The 24779-nt window shown below is 71.7% G+C and carries 22 protein-coding genes, 1 tRNA gene and 1 riboswitch; of the genes, 20 read left to right on the top strand and 3 right to left on the bottom strand.

The genetic code is table 11. The annotated features are described in order from the left end of the window. Positions 1-171: 171 nt before the first annotated feature. From BT341_RS08845 to BT341_RS08860, 4 genes are all read left to right on the top strand, one after another. Positions 172-963, top strand: coding sequence for a hypothetical protein (locus BT341_RS08845; protein ID WP_072475803.1), 792 nt, complete (start codon positions 172-174; stop codon positions 961-963). A 460-nt stretch (positions 964-1423) separates the two neighbouring features. Further along, on the top strand, positions 1424-2041 hold the full coding sequence (locus tag BT341_RS08850; RefSeq protein WP_245804918.1) for a hypothetical protein: 618 nt from the start codon (positions 1424-1426) through the stop codon (positions 2039-2041). Between the two features lie 148 nt (positions 2042-2189). Then, positions 2190-4349 carry a bifunctional MFS transporter/dTMP kinase gene (locus BT341_RS08855; RefSeq protein ID WP_072475805.1) on the top strand — a complete coding sequence of 720 codons (2160 nt, stop codon included), beginning with the start codon at positions 2190-2192 and terminating at the stop codon, positions 4347-4349. Continuing rightward, the gene (locus BT341_RS08860) at positions 4346-5551 is read left to right on the top strand and encodes a DNA polymerase III subunit delta' (RefSeq protein ID WP_072475806.1); all 1206 of its coding nucleotides are present in this window, start codon (positions 4346-4348) and stop codon (positions 5549-5551) included. Before BT341_RS08855 ends, BT341_RS08860 begins: the two co-directional genes overlap by 4 nt. Positions 5552-5603: 52 nt before the next feature. Here BT341_RS08860 and BT341_RS08865 read toward each other — a convergent pair whose 3' ends face one another. Continuing rightward, positions 5604-7271 carry a hypothetical protein gene (locus tag BT341_RS08865; protein WP_072475807.1) on the bottom strand — a complete coding sequence of 556 codons (1668 nt, stop codon included), beginning with the start codon at positions 7269-7271 and terminating at the stop codon, positions 5604-5606. 134 nt (positions 7272-7405) lie between these two features. On the opposite strand from BT341_RS08865, the gene BT341_RS08870 reads away from it, so the two are divergent. Next, positions 7406-7479 (top strand) — tRNA-Thr (locus BT341_RS08870). Positions 7480-7706: 227 nt separating this feature from the next. On the opposite strand, the gene BT341_RS08875 is transcribed toward BT341_RS08870, so the two are convergent. Further along, positions 7707-8162 carry a GreA/GreB family elongation factor gene (locus BT341_RS08875; protein ID WP_072481864.1) on the bottom strand — a complete coding sequence of 152 codons (456 nt, stop codon included), beginning with the start codon at positions 8160-8162 and terminating at the stop codon, positions 7707-7709. A 123-nt stretch (positions 8163-8285) separates the two neighbouring features. Between BT341_RS08875 and BT341_RS08880 the strand changes: the two genes are divergently transcribed. The 7 genes from BT341_RS08880 (at position 8286) to BT341_RS08910 (ending at position 14940) form a co-directional block, all read left to right on the top strand. Beyond that, complete coding sequence (locus BT341_RS08880) at positions 8286-8873, top strand: TetR/AcrR family transcriptional regulator (protein WP_072475808.1); 588 nt, start codon at positions 8286-8288, stop codon at positions 8871-8873. An 89-nt stretch (positions 8874-8962) separates the two neighbouring features. Then, positions 8963-10183, top strand: a complete 1221-nt coding sequence (locus BT341_RS08885; protein ID WP_072475809.1) for a M14 family metallopeptidase — start codon at positions 8963-8965, stop codon at positions 10181-10183. 151 nt (positions 10184-10334) lie between these two features. Next, the gene (locus BT341_RS08890) at positions 10335-10859 is read left to right on the top strand and encodes a gamma carbonic anhydrase family protein (RefSeq protein ID WP_072475810.1); all 525 of its coding nucleotides are present in this window, start codon (positions 10335-10337) and stop codon (positions 10857-10859) included. 33 nt (positions 10860-10892) lie between these two features. Beyond that, complete coding sequence (gene rplK / locus BT341_RS08895) at positions 10893-11321, top strand: 50S ribosomal protein L11 (protein ID WP_072475811.1); 429 nt, start codon at positions 10893-10895, stop codon at positions 11319-11321. 1 nt (position 11322) lies between these two features. Then, on the top strand, positions 11323-11727 hold the full coding sequence (locus BT341_RS08900) for an ABATE domain-containing protein (protein ID WP_072475812.1): 405 nt from the start codon (positions 11323-11325) through the stop codon (positions 11725-11727). Between the two features lie 5 nt (positions 11728-11732). Continuing rightward, positions 11733-11817: riboswitch (ZMP/ZTP riboswitch) on the top strand. A 21-nt stretch (positions 11818-11838) separates the two neighbouring features. Next, positions 11839-13107 carry a serine hydroxymethyltransferase gene (locus tag BT341_RS08905; protein WP_072475813.1) on the top strand — a complete coding sequence of 423 codons (1269 nt, stop codon included), beginning with the start codon at positions 11839-11841 and terminating at the stop codon, positions 13105-13107. 177 nt (positions 13108-13284) lie between these two features. After that, positions 13285-14940, top strand: a complete 1656-nt coding sequence (locus BT341_RS08910) for an MDR family MFS transporter (RefSeq protein WP_072475814.1) — start codon at positions 13285-13287, stop codon at positions 14938-14940. Between the two features lie 57 nt (positions 14941-14997). Here the strand turns inward: BT341_RS08910 and BT341_RS08915 are convergent, their stop codons facing one another. Beyond that, complete coding sequence (locus tag BT341_RS08915; protein ID WP_072475815.1) at positions 14998-15510, bottom strand: inorganic diphosphatase; 513 nt, start codon at positions 15508-15510, stop codon at positions 14998-15000. A 174-nt stretch (positions 15511-15684) separates the two neighbouring features. Between BT341_RS08915 and dacB the strand changes: the two genes are divergently transcribed. The 8 genes from dacB (at position 15685) to BT341_RS08955 (ending at position 24591) form a co-directional block, all read left to right on the top strand. Beyond that, positions 15685-18306, top strand: coding sequence for a D-alanyl-D-alanine carboxypeptidase/D-alanyl-D-alanine endopeptidase (gene dacB, locus BT341_RS08920; protein WP_072475816.1), 2622 nt, complete (start codon positions 15685-15687; stop codon positions 18304-18306). 93 nt (positions 18307-18399) lie between these two features. After that, positions 18400-19410 carry a zinc-dependent metalloprotease gene (locus BT341_RS08925; RefSeq protein WP_072475817.1) on the top strand — a complete coding sequence of 337 codons (1011 nt, stop codon included), beginning with the start codon at positions 18400-18402 and terminating at the stop codon, positions 19408-19410. Then, the gene (gene tilS, locus BT341_RS08930; RefSeq protein ID WP_072475818.1) at positions 19407-20366 is read left to right on the top strand and encodes a tRNA lysidine(34) synthetase TilS; all 960 of its coding nucleotides are present in this window, start codon (positions 19407-19409) and stop codon (positions 20364-20366) included. The genes BT341_RS08925 and tilS overlap by 4 nt, the downstream gene beginning before the upstream one ends. A gap of 3 nt (positions 20367-20369) precedes the next feature. Beyond that, a complete protein-coding gene (hpt, locus tag BT341_RS08935; protein WP_072475819.1) occupies positions 20370-20921 on the top strand; it encodes a hypoxanthine phosphoribosyltransferase in 552 nt (183 codons plus the stop codon). 144 nt (positions 20922-21065) lie between these two features. Beyond that, on the top strand, positions 21066-21431 hold the full coding sequence (locus BT341_RS08940; RefSeq protein WP_072475820.1) for a hypothetical protein: 366 nt from the start codon (positions 21066-21068) through the stop codon (positions 21429-21431). Between the two features lie 23 nt (positions 21432-21454). Beyond that, positions 21455-22828: a hypothetical protein gene (locus tag BT341_RS08945; protein ID WP_072475821.1), complete on the top strand. Its 1374-nt coding sequence runs from the start codon at positions 21455-21457 to the stop codon at positions 22826-22828. Between the two features lie 58 nt (positions 22829-22886). Beyond that, complete coding sequence (locus tag BT341_RS08950; protein ID WP_072475822.1) at positions 22887-23663, top strand: ESX secretion-associated protein EspG; 777 nt, start codon at positions 22887-22889, stop codon at positions 23661-23663. 100 nt (positions 23664-23763) lie between these two features. Next, positions 23764-24591 carry an ESX secretion-associated protein EspG gene (locus tag BT341_RS08955; protein ID WP_072475823.1) on the top strand — a complete coding sequence of 276 codons (828 nt, stop codon included), beginning with the start codon at positions 23764-23766 and terminating at the stop codon, positions 24589-24591. Positions 24592-24779 lie beyond the last annotated feature (188 nt).

Below are 24779 nucleotides of genomic sequence, written 5' to 3' on the forward strand. Positions count from 1 at the left end.
TGCGGACGACCGTGGGGGAGGGAGTCGACCGGGTGGTGCCGGCGGCCCCGAGAGACCTGACGGTCCGAGAGGCGATCTTGGCGGCGGCCGAGCTGAACAGCGGAGTGCCGGCACAGCGGGACAGGGACACGGCCGGGGAGCCGGCTGCGGGACCGGAGGGAGCGCGGGGTGATGGCTGAACGCACGGCGGCGCGTGAGCTGCTGGAGCTGGCGGCCGGCCCGGTGCTGGCCGCGATGCCGGACCGCGACCCCGTGGACCGGCTGTACAACCCCGACGTCAGCGATCACGACATCCTGGTGCACGGTCCGGTCTCGGACGATCCGGCGGACCTCGTCGAAGAGGTGGAACGGCACGTGGCGTGGGCCGCGTGGATCGACGGCACGCCGTTCGGCCAGGATGGCGAGCTCAACGAGCTGGGCTTCGAGGTCGTGTCGCTGATGCTGCGCGGTTCCGTCCGGGCGGCACTGTGCGGCGTGTTCGACGGCGGCCCGGAGACGGCGGACATCCGGTGCTACGCCGACGGCGAGCGGGCGTTCATGATGGGCTCGCTGCCCGGCCGCACGGCCATCCACCTTGCCGACTTCGACGAGCTGCCGGAGATGCTGGTGGCGGAGCTGCCGGAGGTGGCGTTCGGCGCGGCGCCCCGGGCGATCTGGCTGTCGGTGGACGACGACGGCCTGGTCCACAACGGCCAGGAAGCGGACGTCTGGGCCATGCGCGAGCTGCTCGCCCGGCCCCGTTCAGGTACGGCGGTCCTGGACATGCTCGCGTTCGGCGGCCTGTGCGCGGAGTTCCCGGACCACGGGTTCGTACTGGTGGACACGGATCTGGGCCGCTACGCATTGGCATCCCTGGACCGCGGCGACGGCCGCCGCCAGCTGGTACTGAGCCCCTTCAGCCGAGGCATGCTTCGCGACTGGTGCCGGAAGATGATCGACCTTGGTCAGGAGGAGATGCCCTGAGCGGCGGGCCGGAGTCCGGCGGAGGGTGCGGGTGCTGATGGGCTGCAGGCGGGCACGCGGGGTCCGGCGGGAAGGCTGGCAGGACCGGCGCGGTCACGTGCGGCAGCGGTCGGCCGGGCCGCGCTTGGGGAGGACGCGAGCAACCGCGGCAACCTGCGCTCGAGCCGCCCGTTCCGGCCGCGGGGCCGCACCCGTCGGTCCCGGCAACCTTCCGGAACTGGCCATCCCTGGCCACCCGCTGGCCAGCCCGCACCAGCCCACGCTGTGAGCGGTGTCACTACGATCCGTCACCATTGGCGGTCGACCGGGGCACCCTGGGACTGGACACTGCAAGGGTTCGGGCACGGGCTTGCGCTGCGTGACCGACCCTCCAATTCAGACAGAGCCATTGGGCGGATGCGTTATCCGCCATCGTCGCTACCCTGGAAAGGCGAGGACATTCAGTAGTGAGGTGGTCACCATGAGCGCGAACGGTGAGGCTCCCTTCTTCAATGCCCCCGAGCTCACTCAGCGCGACGGCACTCTGTCCGAAGCACCCGGCGAAATGTTCGCCGACCCCGTCTCGGGACTCGTCACGGCGGATCCCGAGCCACGCGCCGCGGTCGCCGATGGCCAAGAGCCGCTCGCCATTCCGGTGGCGGGGCCCGTGAAGCACGACGAAGAAGCCGTGCGCCGGATGGTCGAGGAGACCCTCCGGGAGGACGACGCCCGGATCCCGGACGCCATCCCGCCCGCCGGCACCACCAGCACGGTCGGCGAACACGTGGCGCCGCCGCTCGGGGTGCTGCCGCGGCAGCGGAACCGGCAACGCACCTGGCCGACCCGGCCGCCGCTGCTGCAGCGGCCTGTCCGGCAGGACCTGCCGGACGGGGACGTCCTCGACGACGACCTCGAGCTGGTGCCCGTCAAGCGGCGGAGGCTGCCGCGGATTCCGTCGATGTCGATGCCGGCCTTCAACCGGCCGTCGTCGAGCGCCGCGGGGGTCATGCTCGCCGTCGCCTTGCTGATCGTGTTCGGTTTCGTCGCCATCGAGATGGTTTCCAGCCTGGTCAGCAGCGTGACCGGGCTGTTCGACTAGCGTTCTCCCGCTGTTCGCGACCCCACGGGCACCTCGGGGCAGTCCGCGAGGCAAGGGCCGATCGGGCTACCCTGACTTCACGGTCGGGCGACCTCACCAGGGCGTCCGGCACCGCGGTGACTAGTGGGGTGGGCGTATCAGCGAGGGCGTGCGATCGGTACCCGGGGCCGGCCCGGGCGGATCGTCGGGCGCCGAGGCGTCCACGATCAACCGGGTCCGGCGGGTACTGGCGATCAAACCTTTCCGGCGCCTCTGGGGCGTCACGTACCTGTGCAGCGTGGCCGACTGGCTGAACATCCTCGCCCTCACCGGCCTGGCCACGAAGCTCACGGACAACTACTTCGCCCAGAACTTCGCGTTCGTCGGCGTCGTCCTGACCGGCCTCGCGCCGGGGCTGCTGTTCGCCCCCATCGGCGGGCTGCTCGCCGACCGCTTCGACCGGCGCAAGGTGATGGTCGTCGCCGACCTGCTGCGGTGCGGGTTCCTGCTGTCCATCGCGATCGTCGGCGCGCCGTGGTGGCTGCTCGTCGGCAACTTCCTCGTCGGCTCCGCGTCGAGCATGTGGATCCCCTCCAAAGAGGCGGCCGTACCCAACCTGCTCCGCCGTCCCGACCAGGTCGAGACGGCGAACCAGCTCGGCATGGTGATGACCTACGGCCTGGCCGTCATCACCGCGGCCGGCGCGAACGCGATCATCACCGGCGTCAACACCACGTTCCACTTCTTCCCCAACGACAACGCCAGCCTCAGCATCGCGAAACTGGTCGTCATCATCACCGGCCTGCTCTACCTGGCCAGCGCGATCCTCATCGCCACCCGGATCCCCGAGCTTTCGCTGCGCAACGTCCACGCGCTGCCGGAGCAGAAGGTCAAGGCGGCCGACGAGGAGAAGCTCGGCATCGGCGCGATGATCGCCGACGGCTTCCGGTTCATCCGCAGCACGCCGCTCGTGCGCGGGCTGCTGGTCGGCGCGTTCGGCGCGTTCGTCGCCGGTGGCGCCGTGATCGGCTCCGCCAAGCCGTACTCGTCGAGCCTGCTGGCCGGTGACTCCGCGTTCAGCCTGCTCGTCCTCGCCGTCTTCCTCGGCCTCGCCACCGGCATGGTCTTCGCGCCCAAGCTCGCTCGGCGGCTGCCGCACGACCGGCTGTTCGGCCTCTCGATCGTCGCGGCCGCGATCTCGCTCGGCCTGGTGGCGTTGTCGCCGCACCTGACCATCTCGCTGATCGCCGTGGTGCTGGTCGGCATCTGCGCCGGGACCGCGTTCCTCACCGGCGTGACGATCATCGGCTCGCGCGTCGAAGACGCCATCCGCGGCCGGATCAACGCGATCTACCAGCTGATGATGAAGCTGGTGCTGTTCGGCACCACGGTCACCGTGCCGCTGCTCGTCGGCGCGGTGCAGCGCCACACGATCACCGTCTGGGGCAGTCCGCTCACCATCGACGGCACCCGCCCGGTGATGCTCGGCGGCGCCGCGATCGCGCTGGTCGCCGGGCTCTTCGCCTACCGGCAGATGGACGACCGCCGCACCGAGCCGATCCTCGCCGACCTGCGCAACGCGCTGCGCCGCACGCCGCGGCGGGTCAACGGCTTCCTCATCGCCGTCGAGGGCACCACCGCGATCAACACCGCGATCCAGGCCGTGAACCTCGCCGACTGGATGCGCGGCGGCACCCGGCCCGTCGTGGTCGCCGCCGACCCGGCGCTCGACGACAAGCGGCTGACCGCGCTGGTTTCCGGCGCCTCCCTGACCGGCGCGCGCGCCCAGGCGCTGGCCGCCGCCGCGGTCCGGGCCGACATCGTCGAGCGGCACGTCCAGCCGGCGCTGGACGCCGGTTCGGTCGTGGTGATGGAACGCTTCGTCGACTCGCCGCTCGCGCACCTGTCCGCCGTCGCCGGGCTCGACAGCGACGAACTGGAAGGCCTCGCCGACTGGGCGACCGGGCGGCTGCGCCCGGACCTGACGGTCCTGCTGGACTCCGCGCCGAACGGCGCGCCGCGCGACAAGTCCACCGCGATGAACGACCAGTGGCGCGTCCAGCACCTGCTCACCGAGATGGCCGCGGCCGACCCGGACCGGTACGTCGTGATCGACGCCGACGGGACCGACGCCGAGGTCGCCGAACGCATCCGCACCGCGCTGCGCGCCGTGTTCGTCGGACGGCTGGCGGGGCTGGCCCCGGCGGCCGACGCGCCTGCCGTCGAACACCCGGCGACCACCGGCGGACCGGCCACGGACCGGCCGTCGACCCTGCCGCTCGACCTCGAAGACACGGTCCAGGGAGAGCCTCGCGTGGAGGTGAAGTGACGACGACCGAGCGCATCGGCGTCTGGAACCAGCTGGTCGGCCAGGAGCCCGCGGTCGAGACGCTGGCCGCGGCCGCCGCGGCGGCGGCCAAGATCGTCGCCGGCGAGCCCGCCCCGGCCGGCGCGATGACGCACGCCTGGCTGCTCACCGGCCCGCCCGGGTCCGGCCGCTCGGTCGCCGCGCGGACGTTCGCCGCGGCCCTGCAGTGCAGCACCGGCACCGGCTGCGACGCCTGCCCCGGCTGCCACACGACGATGGCGGGCACCCACGCCGACGTCCGGCTCGTCGTGCCGGAAGGCCTGTCCATCTCGGTCGCCGAGATGCGCGCCCTGGTGCAGGCCGCCGCGCGGCGCCCGACGACCGGGAACTGGCAGGTCGTGATCATCGAAGACGCCGACAGGCTCACCGAAGGCGCGTCGAACGCGCTGCTGAAAGCCGTCGAGGAGCCGCCGGACCGCACGGTGTTCCTGCTCTGCGCGCCGTCGGACCACCCCGAAGACGTCTCGGTGACGATCCGTTCGCGCTGCCGTCTCGTCACGCTGCGGACGCCGCCGCCGGAGGCGATCGCCGACGTGCTGATGCGCCGCGACCACGTCGACCCCGAGCGGGCGCAGTGGGCCGCCTCGGTGTGCGGCGGACACGTCGGACGCGCGCGCCGGCTCGCCACCGACGAAGCCGCGCGGCAGCGGCGGGCCACCGTCCTGCGGATCCCGCTGGGCCTGCGCCGCGCCGCCGACGTCTTCACCTGCGCCGACCAGCTGATCAGCGCGGCGGAGGCCGACGCGGGCGAGGCCAGCAAGGCCCGCGACGAGAACGAGCGCAACGAGCTGCGGACCGCAATGGGCGGCGACGGCGTCGGCAAGGGCGTCGCAGGCGCCAAGCGCGCCGCGGAAGCCGCCGTCAAGCAGCTGGAGAAGAAGCAGAAGTCCCGCGCGACCCGCACCCAGCGCGACACGCTCGACCTGGCGCTGATCGACCTGGCCGGCTTCTACCGCGACGTCCTGGTGACGGCGACCCGCTCCGGCGCGACGCTCAACCACCCCGACCACGCCGACCAGATCCGCGAGGCCGCGCACGCGTGGACACCCGAGTCGGCACTCCGCCGCCTCGAAGCGGTGCTGGAATGCCGCGAGGCGATCGAGCTGAACGTGAAACCGCGCATCGCGATCGAGGCGATGGTCACGACGCTCCGCCAGGGCTGAACACGAAGGAACCCGCCAGGCCAGCCTGACGGGTTCCTTCACACCCCTCGGGTCACTCGCGCGGCCGAGGCGACGGCTTGAACGGCTTCTCCTCGATCGCGACGGCCAGCGGACGCCGCCGCGTCCCGGGCATCGCCGCCACCATCACGACGCCGAGCAGCAGCATCGCGGTACCCGTCCAGAACAGCGGCACGGTGTCGTACGCGCCGCCGGTGTAGGCGAGGTTCTTCACCGGCCCCTTCGGAGCCTCACCACCACCCGCGGGCGGCGTGGAAGTGGTGCCGCACACCACGCCGTCGGTCGGCGCGTAGGCCCGCGCGACCTGCTCACCCAGCGACAGCTGGGCCAGCGACGACGGCAGGTTCTTCGCCTGGTCGTCCGGCAGCAGGCTCTTGAGCTTCGTCGTCGGCAGCAGCTGCAGGTCGAACAGCCGCGCCGACGCGCCCAGCTGGAACCCCTTGAACGGCGTCGTCATCTGCGCCGACTTCTGGTCCAGACCCGCGATGCTCAGCCGCAGCACGCCCAGGTCGAGCACGGTCCCCGCGGTGTTGCCGACCTGCTGGATGCCGTTGGTGAGCGTCGACACCAGCCCGCCGACCACCGGAATGTCGTTGACCTGCCCGAACTGGTCGCTCAGGCCCTTCAGCGGCAGCCCGATCGGAATGTCCTTCGTCGGGTGCGCCGCGTCGAGCGTGTACAGCGTCTTGCCGGCCGCCTCGATGGTCAGCACCGGCGCGGTGTACTCGACCTTCGACGTCTTCGCGTCGCCGGTGGAGGTCACCGTGAGCGTCGGCTGGCTCGCCACCTTGATGCTCAGCGCCAGCGGCGTGCCCTTGAGCACCTCGATGTCCGCGGCCTGCAGCGTCGACGTCGACTGCACGGCCTTGTTCTGCGAACCCGGGATGTCGACCAGCTTCACCTGCGACCGCGACGACAGCGTGTTCGGCAGGCTCAGCAGCGACCCGGTGCCGTCCGCCGCGGTCTGCCCGCCGCCCTGCAGCAGGCCACCCAGGCTCTGCAACCCCTTGGAGAGGTCGAAACCGCTGGCCAGCGCGTTCGGGTCCAGCTTCGGCTTCAGCGCGTCCAGACCCAGGTTCGGCATCGACGGGATCACGTTCAACAGCGACAGGCTTGCCACCGACGTGCTCGCGTCCGCGATCGTGTCGACGCACGGCCCCAGCGTCGGGCTCCACCGCGCGTGCGCGCTCCCGTTCAGCAAGCCCACGTTCAACAGCGGATTCGACGGCGCGTTCAACCCGCCGCTGATCGGCTGCGGATTGTCCGGCAACGCCGTCTGCACCACGCTGCCCGGCGTCTGCGGCGCGTTTCCGCCCACGGACAACCCGAACGGCGACGCCTGCGCGATCGCCTTCTCATAGCTCAGGTAGGCATCCGAGTTCGCCGACGCGCTCGACAGACCCATCCCGGCCTCGAGCGCCGACTGCTTCGGCAACGTGGCCCCGAACCCCGGCAGGATCGTGCTCGTCGGCACGGCATTCGGCAGCAACCGGATGATCCCCAGCGCCGTCCCCGCATCCCCGACCGCCTGCCCCAGCGGCTGCGGCCCCACCGGAGCCGAGATCGGCGCCTGCCCCGGATTCGCCGGCTGCGGAATCGGCGTCGTCGGATAAGTCGGGTCGGCATTCGCCGGCGCCGCGCTGAACAGCAACAACGCCGCAGCCGCCGGCAACGCCACCGAACGGGGCAGTCTTCGCCGCATGTGCCAGAGCCTCCAGACAGAGTCGACCGGTGAGTGAGACCGACGTCATAGAGCCCTAACGACGGTCCCCCCGGAAAGTGACGCCAACAGCCTCCGCTACACTTGACGACGTCGCCAGCGCGAGCCGGAGACGCGCCGCCTTAGCTCAGTCGGCCAGAGCGATTCACTCGTAATGAATAGGTCGGGGGTTCGATTCCCCCAGGCGGCTCAGCCAAGTGGTCGGCCCCTGCCCCTCGAGGGCAGGGGCCTTTTTTGGCTTCGCTTGTCTTGTGGGGGCGCAGCCTCCACACCCCGCCCGTGGGCGCGTCCCCGGACCTCCGTGTGTGGTCCGGTTGGAGCGGCGGCTGCCGGTTTTTCTGTGAGAACCACACTTTTGGGTCAATGTGTGGATGCCGAAGGCCCCCCGGCGCTGCCGAGGGGCCTTCGTGGGGGCTTTTACTTCGGGGGGCTTACCTTCACCACCGTTGCCGTCGCGTCGCCTCGGGGGGTTCGGTACGTGATCTCGTCTCCTGCCTTCGCCCCCACCAGTGCCAGGCCCAGGGGACTGTCCGACGTGATCGCGTCCGCGTCCTCGCCCGGGACCGTCACCACCTGGAACGTCTCTTCGTCGCCGTCCGGGAAGCGGAGGGACACCACCGTTCCGTCCGGGAGCTGGTCGTTGCCGTAGCCGCCGTGCTCCATCTTCGCGGCCAAGTCGGCGATCTGGCGGTCCAGCCGGGCAGCCGCCTCCGCCCGGTCGATCACGTCCGCCTGGTCCGCCGCGTCCCCCGTGCGCTCCTGCTCGCCCGGCTGCGGCGCCAAGGCAGCCCGCTGCGCGCGCAAGCTCGCGATTTCCTTCTCCAGCTGGCTGCGCGCCGCCGAGCTGAGCCCCTTGTCCCCTGAGATCACCATGCCGGGCATTGTCCGCCGCGCGGAGCGGGGTGGCCAATCCGGTTTTTCACCCCCCGGCCACCCACGGGACGTCTGCCCTAGGATTCGGGGCTGCCGTCCAGGAAGAAGGTAACGAGAATCACCGTGAGCGCCGTCCCCGGTCGCAGCGACCGGCTCTCCCCCAACCAGCTGGCCAAGCAGGAACAGATCGTCGAAGCCGCCCGCGTCGTCCTCGCCCGCGACGGCCTCGCCGGCTGCACCGTCCGAGCCATCGCCGACGCCGGACCGCTCACCAAGAGCGCCATCCACTACTACTTCGCCGACATCGACGTCCTCATCGACCGCGCCATGGCCGCGCACATCACCGCCTTCGCCGCCCAGCTGCGCGAAGTCGCCGCGAAGCACGACGAGCCACGCGAACGCCTCTTCGCCGTCCTCGAGGAGTACCTGAGCGTCTTCGCCGCCAACCCCAACGCGGCCTTCCTCTGGTTCGAGTACTGGATCGCCGCCGGACGCGCACAGCACCCGCAGGCCATCGACGTCATGCTCACCTCCCTCACCGAGCTGCTGGCCGAACTGCTCGCCCCACTCGACGTCGACGACCCCCGGGCCCGAGCCCGCGCGCTGCTGTCGTACCTGCTCGGCACGGTCGTCCAGCAGCGGGTCCGCCCGCGGCCGTTCGCCACGCTGCGCGCCGACATCGAGGCGCTCTGCTTCGCCAACTACGGCTAACAACGCCCTTTGGATCCGTACTCGTACGGATTGCGCCGTACGTCCGGCTCCCGCCAAGGTCGGGAAACCCCCCGAGAGCAGGAGACGCGATGCGCACACGAACGTGCACGGCGGCGGCCGCGGCCGTCCTCTTGATGCTCCCCACCGGCGGCCAGGCCGTCGCCCAGCCCATCGGCCCGCAGGTCTACGAGATCACCGGCACCGGCACGGCCCAGCAGCGCACCGAGGTCGCGAACGCCGGTGCCGACATCCTCGACAGCACGAACGGCACGACCACGGTCATCGCCAACCCCGGCGAAGCGGCCCAGCTGCGCGCGCTCGGCTTCGGCGTCAAGACGCTCGGAGCGGTGAACCGGCCGCAGGGCACCGCGACGGTCGAAGACTTCCCGGCCGGCTACACCGGCTACCACACCTACGCCGAAACGCAGACCGAGCTGCAGAAGACCGTCGCGAACTACCCGTCGCTGACGAAGCTCGGCAGCGCCGGCACGTCGTACGAGGGCCGCGCGCTGTCGCTGATCAAGATCTCCGACAACGCCGCCATCGACGAGAACGAGCCCGAGGTGCTCTTCACCTGCAACCAGCACGCCCGCGAGCACCTCACCACCGAGATGTGCCTGCACATCGTCCAGCGGCTGACCAGCGGATACGCCACGGACCCCGCCATCAGACGGCTGGTCGACAGCACCGAGATCTGGGTCATCCCGAGCGTCAACCCGGACGGCTCCGAGTACGACATCTCCGGCGGCACGTTCCACAGCTGGCGCAAGAACCGCCAGGGCAGCGGCACCGACACCAACCGGAACTGGGGTTACCAGTGGGGCTGCTGCGGCGGCTCCTCGGGTTCGCCGTCGAGCGAGACCTACCGCGGCACGGCGGCGTTCTCCGCGCCCGAGACCAGGGCCGTCGCGAACTGGGTGAACTCGCGCGTGGTCGGCGGTGTCCAGCAGATCAAGACGCACATCGACTTCCACACCTACTCAGAGCTGGTGCTCTGGCCGTTCGGCTACACCTACGCCGACACCGCGCCGGGCCTGTCCGCGGCCGAGGCGCAGAAGTTCCAGACGCTCGGCAAGCAGATGGCCGCGACCAACGGCTACACGCCCGAGCAGTCCAGCGACCTCTACATCACCGACGGCAGCGTCAACGACTGGATGTGGGCGACCCACAAGATCTGGAGCTTCACGTTCGAGATGTACCCGAAGGGCTCCAGCCCCGGCTTCTACCCGCGGGACACCCAGATCGTGCCGCAGACCACGCGCAACGACCAGGCCGTCGACATCATCATCAACGCGGCGATCACCGGCTGACTCCACGGTGCTTTCCGGGGGTTCCGGGTGGCGGAGCCCCCGGGCCGAGGCGGAGCCTCGGATGTCACAGGGTGCTTTCCGGGGGTTCCGGGTGGCGGAGCCCCCGGCGAAGCCTCGGATGTCACAGCGCGGGGCGGTCTAGGGTGCGGGCATGCCTCAGTTCTCGTTCGAAGGGCGCAGCCCGCAGGTCCACCCGGACGCCTTCATCGCTCCCACCGCCACGCTCATCGGCGACGTCGTCGTCGAGAAGGACGCCTCGATCTGGTACGGCGCCGTGCTGCGCGCCGACTTCGGCCGGATCGTCGTCCGGGAGGGCGCGAACGTCCAGGACAACTCGGTCGTGCACGTCAACGTCGGCAAGGTGTGCGAGATCGGGAAGAACGTGACCGTCGGCCACCAGTGCCTGGTGCACGACTGCACGGTCGGCGAGCAGGCCCTGATCGGGAACGGCTCCACCGTCCTGGACGACGCGAAGATCGGCGAGCGGACGCTGGTCGCGGCGGGTGCCACCGTGACGCCGGGCACGGAGGTGCCGTCCGAGGTGGTCGCGATGGGCAGCCCGGCGAAGAAGTTCGTCCCGCTGACCGACTCCGCGCGGCTGTGGGTCGAGCACAACGCGGCCGTCTACCAGGACCTCGCGAAACGGCACAAGACCGGCGTCGAGCCGCTGGATTGACTCTCCAGTAACTGGAGACTCTAGCTTCGGGGCATGGCTCCGAAGACGAAGAAGCAAACCCACCAGGTCACCCTGGAACTCACCGCGGGCAACGCCCCGGTCGTCGACCTCGGCAAGATGCTCGGGCAGACCGGGGTCAACCTCGTCGAGGTCAAGAAGGCCTACGACGCGGCGACGGCGGCCCAGCGCGGCGACATCGTGCCGGTGGTCGTCTCGGTGTTCGAAGACCGCTCGTTCGCGTTGCGGCTCAAGACGCCGCCGACGTCGTTCCTCATCAAGAAGGCGCTGGGGGACAAGGGTTCGGCCCGGCCCGGGCACGAGGTCGCCGGCAAGCTCACGCGGGAGCAGCTGCGCGAGATCGCCGAGCGCAAGCTGCCGGACCTCAACACCTCCGACGTCGAGGCGGCGATGCGCACGATCGCGGGCACGGCCCGGTCCATGGGCGTCGAGATCGTCGGCTGAGGTGCGCAAGCACGCGGTCGTGCCGCCGTTCCGCGCGCTGGACCCTGAACTCGGGGTCGCGGAACGGTTGCTGCGCAAGGAGAATCCGCAGCTGTGCGCCATCGTCGCGCAGCTGCCCGACGAACACGCGGCCGCGCGCCGCCTCAACGCCGTGCTGGCGGCGGCCGGGGCGCGGCCGCGGCTCGTCGACACGGGCGCGGCCTGGCGGATCGTCTACGTGACGCCGCGGCCCGGTGAAAGCGAGCTGGCCGCGGCCGCCGCGGGCCTGGCCGAACTGGTGACCGTCGGCGGCTGGCGGCGGGTGAAGCGCTGCGCGGTCTGCGCCCGGCCGTTCTGCGACCGCACGTCGGGCTGCACCCGCAAGTGGTGCGCCGAACACCGTCGCGCCCCGCGCGGGGTGGACTAGGCTCTTTCCGCAGCAGCGACTGGCGCCATCGAGGTGGAGCACCACCGGGAAGCGACGACGAGGCCGGCACCGCGCGCCTGGGTGAAGGCCATTCCAGAGCCGGAGCACGCCATGACACACCAGCCGAAACTGAACGCACTCGCCGCCGCCGACCCCGCGATCGCCGGGCTGGTCGAGGACGAAGCCAAGCGCCAGCACGACAAGATCCGCCTGATCGCGTCGGAGAACTACGTCTCGCAGGCCGTGCTCGAAGCGACCGGCACCGTGCTCACCAACAAGTACTCCGAGGGGTACGCGGGCAAGCGGTACTACGAGGGCCAGCAGTTCATCGACCAGGTCGAACAGCTCGCCATCGACCGGGCGAAGGCCGTGTTCGGCGTGGACCACGCGAACGTCCAGCCGTACTCCGGTTCGCCGGCGAACCTGGCCGTGTACCTGGCCTTCGCGCAGCCGGGGGACACCGTCCTCGGCATGGCCCTGCCGGACGGCGGCCACCTCACGCACGGCTGGAGCGTCTCGGCGACCGGCAAGTGGTTCACGCCGGTGCGCTACGGCGTCGCCAAGGAGACCGGCCGCGTCGACCTCGACCAGGTCCGCGACCTCGCCCGGCAGCACCGGCCGAAGCTGATCTTCGCCGGCGGCACGGCCATCCCGCGGGTCATCGACTTCCCGGCGTTCGCCGAGATCGCCCGCGAGGTGGACGCGGTGCTCGTCGCCGACATCGCCCACATCGCCGGCCTGGTCGCGGGCGGCGCGCACCCGTCGCCGGTCGGGCACGCCCAGGTCATCACGACGACGACGCACAAGACGCTGCGCGGCCCGCGCGGCGCGATGATCCTTTCCGACGCCGACCACGCGAAGGCCGTCGACAAGGCGGTGTTCCCCGGCCTGCAGGGCGGCCCGCACAACCACACGACCGCGGCGATCGCCGTCGCGCTGGGTGAGGCGCAGCAGCCGTCGTTCAGCGACTACGCGCACACGATCGTCGCGAACGCCCGCTCGCTGGCCGACGCGCTGCTCGCCTGCGGCTACGACCTCGTCTCGGGTGGCACCGACAACCACCTGCTGCTGATCGACCTGACGAACAAGGGTGTCCCGGGCAAGCGGGCGGCGCAGGCCTTGGACCGCGCCGGCATCGAGCTGAACTACAACACGGTGCCCTTCGACCCGCGCAAGCCGTTCGACCCGTCCGGCATCCGGCTCGGCACGTCCGCGATCACCACCCGCGGCCTCCGGCCGGAGCACCAGGTCCAGGTGGCCGAGTGGATCGACCGCACGATCACCGCCGTGGCGGCCGACGACGAGACCGTGCTGGACACGATCGCCGCGGAGATCCGCGAGTTCCTGGCGCCGTTCCCGATCCCCGGTTACTCCGCCTGACCTCACGTTCGCGGAGGCCTCCTCGTCTACTGGATGAGGAGGCCTCCGCCGTGTCCGGTGCCGGGAGACAGGCATCACAGAATATTTGGTTGCTCCATACAAGCTTCTGGGGAATAGTTGGTCGAAGCAAGTAGTTGAGCGATACAAGCAACTGCGAAGACTTCGAGGGAGACCACCATGAGCGACACCACCACGGCGGAAGGAGCAGCCGCGACGAACGGCAAACTGACTCACCGCCAGATCCTGACCGTGCTGTCCGGGCTGATGCTCGGCATGTTCCTCGCCGCGCTCGACCAGACGATCGTCTCGTCGTCGATGCGCACCATCGCCGACGAGCTGCACGGCCTGTCCCTGCAGGCCTGGGCCACCACGGCGTACCTGATCACCGCGACGCTCTCGACGCCGCTGTACGGCAAGCTCTCCGACCTCTACGGCCGCAAGCCCATGTACCTGACGGCGATCTCGCTGTTCCTGGTCGGCTCGCTGGCCAGCGGCATGGCGACGTCGATGTACGAGCTGGCCGCGTTCCGCGCCTTCCAGGGCCTCGGCGCCGGTGGCCTGATGTCCCTGGCGCTGGCGATCATCACCGACATCACCGCGCCGCGTGAGCGCAGCAAGTACCAGGGCTACTTCATGGCGGTGTTCGGCATCTCGAGCGTCGCCGGCCCGGTCGTCGGCGGGTTCTTCGCCGGCATCGACACCTTCGCCGGCATCACCGGCTGGCGCTGGGTCTTCCTGGTCAACGTGCCGATCGCGCTCGCCGCGCTGGTCGTCGTGACGAAGGTGCTGAACCTGCCGCACACCCGCGTGGACCAGAAGGTCGACTACTGGGGTGCCGTGGCGCTGGCCGTCGGCCTGGTGCCGCTGCTGATCGTCGCCGAGCAGGGCCGCGAGTGGGGCTGGGGCTCCGCCGCTTCGATCGCCATGTACGTCGTCGGCGCGCTGGGTGTCGCCGCGTTCGTGGGCATCGAACGCCGGATGGGCGACGCCGCCCTGCTGCCGCTGCGCCTGTTCCGCCGCCCGGTGTTCCGGATGTCGACGATCGTCACGGTCGTGCAGGGTGCCGGCATGTTCGGCGCGATGATGTCGCTGCCGCTGTACCTGCAGATCGTCAAGGGCGCGACGCCGACCCAGGCCGGCCTGCAGATGCTCCCGCTGACGCTCGGCATCATGGTCGCCAGCATGGGCAGCGGCCGGATCATCTCGGCCACCGGCCGGTACAAGATGTTCGCGGTGGCCGGGCTCGGCCTGATGGCGGCGGCGCTGTTCGCGCTGTCGACGATCACCGTCGACACCTCGCTGGCCCTGGTCATGGTGATCGCCTTCGTGATCGGCCTCGGCCTCGGCGCCTCGATGCAGACGCTGGTGCTGGCCGCGACCAACGACGTCCGCCCGCAGGACATCGGCGTCGCCACCTCGGCGGCGACGTTCTTCCGGCAGATCGGCGGCACGGCGGGCACCGCGGTGTTCCTGTCGATCCTGTTCGGCACGGTCGGCGACCGGATCGCGAACGCCGTCCGCGCGGCGATGACCACGCCGGCCTACGCGGCGGCGCTGGCGCAGCACCCGGAGTTCGCGCAGCGGATGAAGGGCGGCCTCGACGTCAACGACACGTCGTTCCTGTCGACGCTCGACCCGACGCTGGCCCGGCCGATCCTGCAGGGCTTCGCCGAGTCGATGAGCACGGTGTTCCTGGTCGGCGGGATCGTCCTGACCGTCGGGTTCGCGCTCGTGTGGTTCCTCAAGGAGAAGCCGCTGTCGGACAAGTCGGCGATGCAGCAGCGTGCGGAGGCCGAGGAGGACGGCGTCCCCGCGCTCGCGCTGGCGCACTGATCGGGTGAAGAAAAGGGCCCCTCGGGAGTGTGATTCCCGAGGGGCCTTTTCGTCGGCTCAGTGGCCGCCGTTGGCCTCTTCCTTGGCCAGGCGGTCCTTCTCACGCTCGTACGAGCGGGCGATCTCGCTCTCGGCCTCGGTGCGGCCGACCCAGGTCGAGCCCTCGACGCTCTTGCCGGGCTCGAGGTCCTTGTAGACCTCGAAGAAGTGCTGGATCTCCAGCTTGTGGAACTCGTTCAGGTGATGGATGTCGCGCAGGTGCTCCAGGCGCGGGTCGTTCGTCGGGACCGCGAGGACCTTGTCGTCCGGGCCCTTCTCGTCGGTCATCCGGAACATGCCGATCGCGCGGCAGCGGATCAGGCAGCCCGGGAACGTCGGCTCCTGCACGAGGACCAGCACGTCGAGCGGGTCGCCGTCCTGGCCGAGCGTGTCGTCGATGAAGCCGTAGTCGGCCGGGTACTGCGTGGCCGTGAACAGGGTCCGGTCCAGCTTGATGCGGCCGGTCTTGTGGTCGACCTCGTACTTGTTGCGCTCCCCCTTGGGGATTTCGATCGTGACGTCGAACTCCACGCCTGTCCTCACTGCTTCTTCGGGTGCGGGCATGCCCCGCGTCGCGGGCGGCAACCTTCATGACTGTCTTGACGTCTCCTAGTGTGGACTACGCCCTGCCGCCGGGCCGCATCGATGTCGGCCTCGCGGCATGTGACCTTGGCCCCTTCCGGGGCAGGTGAGAAGGAGTGGTGGGTGCCGGAAAACGACCAGCCGATGTGGCCTTCGTCGGACGAAGACCGCTCGTCGTCCGGCGCGCGGAGCACCACGCCGGCGTCCTCGTCCGACGCGTCGGAGAGCGTCGGGGAACAGTCCGGCGTGCCCAAGGTCACAGGCAGCGAGGCCCCGAAAGGCTCGTGGTTCGCGCCGAACGTCCCACCTGAGCCGATCCCGGGGCTCAACGCGCCCGCGGAGAAACCGTCGCCCCCGCCGGCGCCGGCGAAGCAGGACCTGGCGGACCGGCTGGGGTCGCGCGAGCCGAAGCCCGCGCCGGTGACGGAGAGCACCCAGTACATCGAGGTGAAGCAGCAGCCGGCGGCCAAGCCCGAGGCGGACGCGCAGCGCACCCAGCACATGGCGCCGCAGCAGCAGGCGCCGTGGGTGCCGGTGGAACGCAACGTCTGGCCGGCCGAGCAGCAGGATCGCCAGGACGAGCCGCAGCAGGAGAAGGCCGGGTCGCAGCCGTGGCGGGAGGAGCTGCAGCAGTGGCGCGAGGAGCAGCAGCGCCGCGAAGAGCAGCTGAAGAGCGCCGAGGCGCAGCGCCGGGACGACGGTCAGCAGCGCGCCGACGCGTCCGCGACCCAGCGCGGGGAGCAGCCCGAGGCGCCCTGGGTTGAGCGCCGGGAGGGCGCCCAGCAGCAGGAGCAGCGCCAGGGCGACGCCCAGCAAGAGCAGCGAGCGGAGGCGCCCTGGGCCCAGCGCCGGGACGGTGCCCAGCAGCAGGAGCAGCCCCGGGACGCCCAGCCGGAACAACGAGCCGACGCGCCCCAGATCCAGCGCCGGGAGGGCGCGCAGGAGCAGCGAGCCGAGGCGCCCTGGGCCCAGCGCCAGGACGGTGCCCAGCAGCCGCAGGAGCAGCGCCGGGACGATGCCCAGCAGCAAGACCAGCGGGCCGACGCGCCCTGGACCCAGCGCATCGAGCTGCGGGAGGACCGGACGGGCGACCGTCCGGCGGAACCGGCCGACCGCCGTCCCGCGCTCCCGCCGGAGCCGCCGCGCGGGGTCGTCCCGCCCGCGTCGGGTGGCTCGCTGGCCCGGCCGCAGCGGATCGAGCCGGACGGGCAGCGGTTCGACGCCGAGGCGACCGTCGGGATCGAACGGCCCACCCAGTTCCCCGGCGCGTTCCAGCAGCAGCCTCAGCCTCGCTCCGAGCCGCCCGCCGAAGCCCCGCCCGCCGAGCCCGCGGCCGGCGGCGAGCCGCCGAAGAAGCGCCGCAAGGGCAAGATCATCGCGCTCGTCGTGGTCGTCCTGCTGGTGCTGGCCGGCGCCGGCGTCGCGGCCGCGACGCCGAAGGTGGCGAACCGCCTCGGCCTGCCGTGGGCGCCGAACGCCCCGAAGGGTGACAGCCCGGAGCCGGCGGCCGCGACGCGGCAGCTGCAGGGCCCGGACACGGCCGGCCAGGCGCCGACCGCGAACGGCGTCAAGTCGGCACTGGCCGCCGCGGCAGGCAACAGCGCGCTCGGGCAGCTCACCGGCAGCGTCGTCGACCCGGTGAGCAGCACGACGCTGTGGGACCACAACTCCGCGACCGCGGTGACACCCGCGTCGACGACGAAGGTGCTGACCTCCGCGGCCGCACTGCTCGCGATGGACCCGAACACGCGGCTGTCGACGAAGATCGTGGAGGGCGCCGACCCGGGCACGGTCATCCTCGTCGGCGGCGGCGATGTCACGCTCACCGCGCTGCCGCTGGGCACCGAATCGCCGCTGTACCCGGGCGCCGCGCACGTCGACGAGCTCGTCGCGCAGGTCAAGAAGGCCAAGCCGAACGTGAAGAAGGTGCAGGTCGACCTGAGCCTCTTCAAGGGCGCGACGACCGCGCCGGGCTGGGCCGCGGGCGACGCGCCGTCGACGTTCGCCACGCAGATCGGGTCGGTGATGGCCGACGCGGGCCGGATGGACCCGAAGAACAACGGCTCACAGCGCGTGGCCAACGCGGGCAGCGTGCTCGCCGCGACGATCGCGTCGAAGCTCAGCGCGTCGGCCGGTGGCCAGGCGACCGCGCCGAAGGACGCGAAGGTCGTCGCCGAGGTCAAGTCGGCGCCGCTGACCGAGCTGGTCTCCGACACGATGGAGCTGTCCGACGACGTGCTCGCCGAGGCCCTCGCGCGGCAGGTCGCGCTGGCCGCCGGCCAGGAGGCGAGCTTCGCCGGTGGCGCGGCGGCCACCATCAAGGTGCTGAAGGACCACGGCTTCGACACCTCGGGCGTCAAGCTGTCCGACGGCAGCGGCATCTCGACGGAGAACAAGATCCCGGCGAAGCTGCTGACCCAGCTCCTGGCGGCCGCGGCGGCGCCGGAGGGCAAGAACCCGAACACCGCGAAGCTGCGCCCGATGCTGGCCGGCCTGCCGGTGGCGGGCGGCTCCGGCACCCTCGCCGACAAGCGGTTCGAGACGCCCGCGTCGCAAGCCGGGCGTGGCTGGGTCCGGGCGAAGACGGGCACGCTGACCGGCGTCAACACGCTCGCCGGGCTGGTGCTCGACCAGGACGGCCGGGTGCTGGTGTTCGCGTTCATGTCCAACGGCTCGGACCAGCAGCCGGGCCGTGACGCCATCGACGCGCTGGCGACGAGCCTCCGCAAGTGCGGGTGCTCGTAGCGGCGGACGCCGAACCGTGCGGAGATCGTGGCCGGAAACCCGTCCGGGGCAGGTAGCGTCGGAAGGGTGAGTCAGGAAACCGGGACCCGGCCCATGGTCGACTGGGCGCTCGCCGCGCAGACCGGCGCGCTGCTCGTGCGCGGCGGGCCGCAGGTGCCCCGCGAAGAGGCCGAGACGGCCGTCACCGACCTGCGCGAGCTCACCGTCGTGGCCGAAGGGCACGTCCGGGAGCTGACGAACCTGGGCCTCGACCTGCCGCTGCTGCCCGGCGAGGTCGTCGACCGCCCCGGCTGGGTGCGCTCGGCCGCGGCCGGGCTGGACGCGCTGACCGGGCGCGCGCTGCCGCGTCAGGGCGGGCCGCTGGGGCCGCTGCTCGCCGGGGGCGCCGGCGTGCAGACCGGCTTGGTGCTCGCGTTCCTCGCCAGCCGCGTCCTCGGCCAGTACGACCCCTTCGGCGGCGAAGGCAAGGAAGGACAGCTGCTGCTCGTCGCGCCGAACGTCGTCGCCGCCGAGCAGGCGATGGACGTGCCCGGCCGCGACTTCCGGCTCTGGGTCTGCCTGCACGAGTGCACGCACCGGCTCCAGTTCACCGCGGTCCGGTGGCTGCGCGACTACTTCGCCGACGAGGTCGAACGGCTCGTCTCGGGCCTCGCCGGCGGCGGCACCGACAGCCTCGCCGACCTGTTCGGCCGGCTCCCCGAGGCGATCAAGCAGGGCCCGAAGCTGAACCTCGCCGAGCTGCTGCAGTCGCCGAAGGAACGGGCGGTGTTCGACCGCCTGCTGGCGCTCTCGACGCTGCTGGAGGGCCACGCCGACTACGTGATGGACGCCGTCGGCCCGCAGGTCGTGCCGAGCGTCGACACGATCCGCGCGCGGTTCACCGCCCGGCGCAAGGGCGGCGGCGTCTTCGACCGGCTGCTGCGCGCGCTCCTCGGCGTCGACGCGAAGATCCGCCAGTACGAGGAAGGCGCGAAGTTCACGAAGCACGTCGTGGACGCGGTCGGCATGGACGGCTTCAACGCCGTGTGGCGGTCGCCGAACACGCTGCCGTCGCGCGCCGAGATCAGCGATCCCGCCGCGTGGGTCCGGCGTCTGCACGGATGACCGGGCCGTCCGTCGCGGCCGTCCGCCGGGCGGTCCGCGCGTTCCTGGACACCGTCGAGGCACCGCCCGAGCTGTGCGTCGCGGTCTCCGGCGGCGCCGACTCGCTCGCGCTGGCCGAAGCCACGGCCCACGAAGGCCGGCGGCGTGGTCACCGGGTCCGTGCGCTGGTCGTCGACCACGGCCTGCAGGAGGGCTCGGCGAAGATCGCGCGTGACGCGGCCGCCGCGGCCGAGTCGCTCGGCGTCGACGAAGCCGAGGTGCGCCGCGTCGACGTCACCGGTCCCGGCGGTCCCGAAGCGGCCGCGCGCAAGGCCCGCTACCGCGCACTGGCCGGACACGACCTGGTCCTGCTCGGCCACACCCTCGACGACCAGGCGGAAACGGTCCTGCTCGGCCTCGGCCGCGGCTCCGGCCCCCGCAGCGTCGCCGGGATGCGGCCGCACGACCCGCCGTGGGGCCGTCCACTGCTCGCCGTCCCGCGCGCCACCACGCGGCAGGCCTGCGCGGAGCTCGGTGTCGAGCCGTGGGAGGACCCGCACAACGCCGAGCCGCGCTTCACCCGCGTCCGGTTGCGCACCGAAGTCCTGCCGTTGCTGGAGGACGTCCTCAACGGCGGCGTCGCCGGCGCGCTCGCCCGCACGGCCGCGCAGCTGCGTGAGGACAGCGAGGCGTTGGACACACTGGCGGACAGGATCTTCACCCGCGCGGGCGGCCCCGAAGGGCTGGACGTCGCCACGCTCGAGCCGGAACCGGCGGCCGTGCGGCGGCGGGTTCTCCGCAGGTGGCTGCTGGCCTCAGGCGTGCGGGAGCTCACCGACGCGCACCTGCGCGCGGTCGACGAGCTGGTCGCCCGGTGGCGTGGTCAGGGCGGCGTGTGGTTGCCGGGCAACTTGGAGGCGCGCCGGGCACATGGCAGGCTCTGCCTCACCTCCCAACCCACCACACGAGGAGAATGACCCGTGTACGAGGGCGAAATCGCCTCCGTGCTCGTCACCGAGCAGCAGATCAAGGACAAGATCACGGAGCTGTCGGCGCAGATCGCCGCCGACTATCCGGCCAACGGGCAGGGCGAACTCCTGCTGGTGGGCGTCCTGAAGGGCGCGGTCATGTTCATGACCGACTTCGCCCGCGCGCTGCCGCTGCCGACGCAGCTGGAGTTCATGGCCGTGTCCTCGTACGGCTCCTCGACGTCGTCGTCCGGCGTCGTGCGCATCCTCAAGGACCTCGACCGCGACATCGCGGGCCGGGACGTGCTGATCGTCGAGGACATCGTCGACTCCGGCCTGACGCTGTCGTGGCTGCTGAAGAACCTCGCGAGCCGCAACCCGGCGTCGCTCGAGGTGGTTTCGCTGCTGCGCAAGCCGGAAGCGGTGAAGGTGGACGTGCCGGTGAAGTACATCGGCTTCGACATCCCCAACGAGTTCGTCGTCGGCTACGGCCTGGACTACGCCGAGCGCTACCGGGACCTGCCCTACATCGGGACGCTGGACCCGAAGGTCTACACGTCCTAGTTCACCGACCGTTCACCGCAACCACCGGATTCGCGGAACCCCGGCTTCGCCGATTGCGTCATAGGCTCTGATCACGTGCGTTAACCTATGCGAAGACCAATCGTGCCCGCGGTGACCGGGTCGGGGGAACGGGAGAGAGCTCAGATGGGGAACAGCAGCGCTGCCGACGCGAACGCGTTCAAGGCCGCCGCCGCGGCGGGCCAGGTCGGGATCGACCCCGACGCCGCGCAGACCGTGCTGAACAAGATCCGCACCGGCAAGGACGCGGTCGAGGCCCTCCTGGCGGGCGCGGCCACGCTCGCGCAGCCGCCGAAGCTCGGCGACAACCCGGTCGGCAACGCGATGGCCGCCAAGTTCGTCCAGCGCGCGGACGGCGGGAACGACTCCTACTCCGCCGCGCTACAGAACCTGCTCGACCAGTACACCGCCGCCGAGGAGGGCATCGTCACGGCGATGGCCCGGTACCACGAGATCGACCAGGCCGCGGCCGACCCGTTCCGCAACGCCTGAGTCCAGAGGGGGATTTCGAAGTCATGGCTCCGAACCACACCGACCAGCAGCCGACGACCGAACCCGGCTCGCTCGTCCCGCTCGGCGACAACTCGGCGTCGCAGAACATCGTCGAAAGCGCCCGTGGCCGCTCCGACGGCTTCGACATGGGCAGCGACCGCGCGATCGCGAACCCGCCGAACTGGAACGCGCAGGGCAGCCAGCAGCTGTACAACGGCGCGGTCAACAACAACGACCCCGGCACGGCGGAAGCGACCGGCCAGGCGTGGGCCCACCACGGCAGCGAGCTGAAGCAGGCGTCCGACCACCTGTACAACGCGATCGCCGAGCTGGGCAACGCGTGGGTCGGCCGGGGTGCCGCGGGCGCGCAGGGCGCGCTGGTGGCCATCGCCAACTCCGGTTCGCAGGCGTCCGAAGCCGCGCACACGATGTCCGACCGGCTCGCCCGGCAGGCCGCGGCGGCCGCCGAGGTCAAGAAGATGCCGGCGCCGAAGGAGTACGACCCCAAGCAGGCCATGGCGGCGGCGCTGGCCGGCGGCCCGGCGGCGCTGATCGCCGACCAGAAGGCGCAGGCCGACGCGGCGAACGACGTCAAGGCGCAGCAGGTCGCGTTCTTCAACGCCTACACGAAGGCGATGAGCGAGGTCGACAGCTCGACCCCGAGCTTCGGCCCGGAGTCGCTCGGCATGAAGCCGACGGCGTCGCACAACTCCGTGTCCTTCAACGCGGTCAACACCGTCGGCAGCACGGGTCCCGTGGAGGGCCTGTCCAGCCCGGGCGGCGCGGTGTTCGCCTCCGGTGGCTCGGCCTTCGGCGGCCACGGCGCCTACGGCGCGCAGCACGCGGCGGTCGGCGGCCCGAACGGGGCCAACGGCGGTGTCGCGGGCTTCGGCCAGGACGCGACGCTGGGCAGTGACGGCGCCGGCGGCACCCTCACCGGCACGGGCGCGGGGCACGTCGCCCCGGGCGCCGCGCAGACCGGCGGGAGCAACCCGCTCGGCAAGATCGGCATGGGGCTCGGCATCGGCGGCGTCGCCGGCGGTCTCGGCGCGCTGGCGTCGCGGGCGCTCGGTGCCGGCAGCAAGTCGGGTGCGAAGGCCCAGAACGACACGACGCTGGCATCGGCCGAGGGTCAGGGCCAGAGCGCGGCTTCGGCACAGGCGCCGCAGCAGGGCGTCGTCTCGCCGACGGGCACCATCGGCGGGCAGACGCCGCCGCCGATGAACCCGGCGGGCATGGGCGGCATGGCCCCGCACGGCGGCCAGGGCGAGCAGGACGAGGAGCACACGCACGCGTCGTTCCTCATCGAAGCCGACCCGGACGCGGCGTTCGGCGCGAACCAGGCGACCCCGCCGCCGGTGATCGGCGCGTGGTCGGAGGACGAAGAGGACCGCTGATCCGAGGCCGGGCGCGCGCGGCGCGCCCGGCTCGTCCGTTCCTGGGGGGATGGCTCCGATGCCGAACGCCGAGCTGCTCACCCCGGTCGAGGTGGACTTCCTGTGGGAGTCCGCCGGGCTGGGCGAGCTGCCGTACCCGCTGCGCATCCGCTCGCACGGCGCGACCGTGGACGAGCGGGAGATGCTGCGCAGGCGCACGCTGGAGGGCCTGGCCGCGCGCGGGCTGGCCGACGGCCGCGGCCGTCCGGAACCGCACGTCGAGGACTGCTTCGGCGTGCTGGCGCAGCCCGAGCTGAGCCTGGACGCGGTCCAGCTCATCGCCCCGGAAGCCGAGCCGCTGCTGGCGATCGCCGGCGTGCTGGGCGGGCTGGGGCTGCTGGCCGTGCAGGACACCCGTGGCCTGCACCTGCAGCCGTGCCCGCCGGACGGGCTGGCGAGCGCGATCGTCTCGCTGCTGCCCGGTGCGCCGCGCGGGTCCGAGAAGTCGATCACGGTCCCGCTGGAGCAGCTGACCGGCGGCGATTTCCTGGCCCGCCGCGGCGGCGGGGACGAACGCGCGTCGGCGGACGAGGACCGCAAGGCGCTGGCCCGCCTGCAGGCCCAGCCGCGGCTGCGCGGCGGCCAGATCGCGGCCAACGCACGTTCCCGGATGGGCGGCCGGACGCGTACACCCGTGCTGAGCTGGTTCGACACCGAGTCGGGCCGGTACTTCACACAGGCCACCCGCGGCCGTGACGGCCGTGACTGGGTCACGATCGCTCCCGCCGACGCGGCGACCCTGCGGCACCGGCTCGGGGAGATGCTCGCGGGAGCGGCGCAGACCAGCACGGTCTGACGTCGCTCGCCGCTGCCAGAATCGGGCTGCGGCAATCCCGGCGATCGTTTTCTGTCGGTGGCGCGGGCTACGCTGAGCAAGAGTCCGATCCGGGAGAGTAGTGATGCAAGAGTTCTTCTCGCCGTTGGCGTTCGACTTCCTCTGGGAGTCGGCGCAGGCAGGCGAGCTGCCGTACCCGCTGCTGGTCCGGTCGCACGGCGCGACCGAGGACGAGCGCGTCTCGCTGCGCCACCGCGTCGACGTCGAGCTGAAGGCCCGAGGGATCCGCGAGCCACGCGGCAGGCTCGCACCGCCGATCGAGGACGCGCTGCAGCTGCTGGCCTTCGCCCCGCTGACCATCGACGCGCTGCACATCCCGCAGTTCGAGGCGCCGACGGTCGGCGTGCTCGCGGCGGCCGACGACACCAAGGGCGTCATGGCGGTCCAGGACGCCGACGGCATCTGGCTGCGCGATGTCCCGCCGGACGGCCTGGTCTCCGCCGTCATCGGCGTGCTGCCCGCCGGGCCACGCGGGACCGAGGCATCGGTCACACTCCCGCTGGACGACGCGCTGCGCACGCCGCCGATCCGGGTGCCCGTCTCGCTGCCGTCGCACCAGGGTGAGGAAGACGACACGCGTCGCGGGAAGAGCCGCCGCACGCCGCTGAGCGAGCGCATCACCACCGACCCGCGCGAGGCGTACGGCCGCATCGCGGGCCAGCCGCGGCAGCGCGGCGGTCAGCTGGCGGCGAACAGCCGTTCGCAGGTCGGAGCCAAGCAACGGTCCCGCGTGCTGGCCTGGTTCGACACCGCGACCGGCCGCTACCTGAGCGTCTCCCGCGCGGGTACGGACGGCCGCGAGTGGGTCACGGTGGCCCCCGCCGACGCGGCGACGCTGCGGACCAGGCTGGGCGAGATGGTGAGCAGTGTGTCCGACGGCACGCGTTAGCGTGAGCTGTGCGGATGTCCGTCGGGAACCCGGGCGCGGTATCGCCCGTTGACCTGCGAGAGGCTCACAGGGGATGAACGCGGCGGCGGACGGTACCCTGATGGGACGGGTGTCCAGGCACCGCGGGTTGTCAAGATCGTGATGGCGGGTATCACAGGAGCCGCCCAACCAGGGAGGGTCGAGGCCAC

This window comes from Amycolatopsis australiensis (assembly GCF_900119165.1).
Lineage (GTDB): Bacteria > Actinomycetota > Actinomycetes > Mycobacteriales > Pseudonocardiaceae > Amycolatopsis > Amycolatopsis australiensis.

Coding starts and splice junctions, on each gene's coding strand:
- BT341_RS08950 (WP_072475822.1), top strand. CDS start 22,887: ATGCCGAACGCCGAGCTGCTCACCCCGGTCGAGGTGGACTTCCTGTGG.
- BT341_RS08925 (WP_072475817.1), top strand. CDS start 18,400: ATGGTCGACTGGGCGCTCGCCGCGCAGACCGGCGCGCTGCTCGTGCGC.
- BT341_RS08905 (WP_072475813.1), top strand. CDS start 11,839: ATGACACACCAGCCGAAACTGAACGCACTCGCCGCCGCCGACCCCGCG.
- BT341_RS08850 (WP_245804918.1), top strand. CDS start 1,424: ATGAGCGCGAACGGTGAGGCTCCCTTCTTCAATGCCCCCGAGCTCACT.
- BT341_RS08875 (WP_072481864.1), bottom strand. CDS start 8,162: ATGGTGATCTCAGGGGACAAGGGGCTCAGCTCGGCGGCGCGCAGCCAG.
- tilS (WP_072475818.1), top strand. CDS start 19,407: ATGACCGGGCCGTCCGTCGCGGCCGTCCGCCGGGCGGTCCGCGCGTTC.
- BT341_RS08940 (WP_072475820.1), top strand. CDS start 21,066: ATGGGGAACAGCAGCGCTGCCGACGCGAACGCGTTCAAGGCCGCCGCC.
- BT341_RS08945 (WP_072475821.1), top strand. CDS start 21,455: ATGGCTCCGAACCACACCGACCAGCAGCCGACGACCGAACCCGGCTCG.
- BT341_RS08885 (WP_072475809.1), top strand. CDS start 8,963: ATGCGCACACGAACGTGCACGGCGGCGGCCGCGGCCGTCCTCTTGATG.
- rplK (WP_072475811.1), top strand. CDS start 10,893: ATGGCTCCGAAGACGAAGAAGCAAACCCACCAGGTCACCCTGGAACTC.
- BT341_RS08890 (WP_072475810.1), top strand. CDS start 10,335: ATGCCTCAGTTCTCGTTCGAAGGGCGCAGCCCGCAGGTCCACCCGGAC.
- BT341_RS08845 (WP_072475803.1), top strand. CDS start 172: ATGGCTGAACGCACGGCGGCGCGTGAGCTGCTGGAGCTGGCGGCCGGC.
- BT341_RS08910 (WP_072475814.1), top strand. CDS start 13,285: ATGAGCGACACCACCACGGCGGAAGGAGCAGCCGCGACGAACGGCAAA.
- BT341_RS08865 (WP_072475807.1), bottom strand. CDS start 7,271: ATGCGGCGAAGACTGCCCCGTTCGGTGGCGTTGCCGGCGGCTGCGGCG.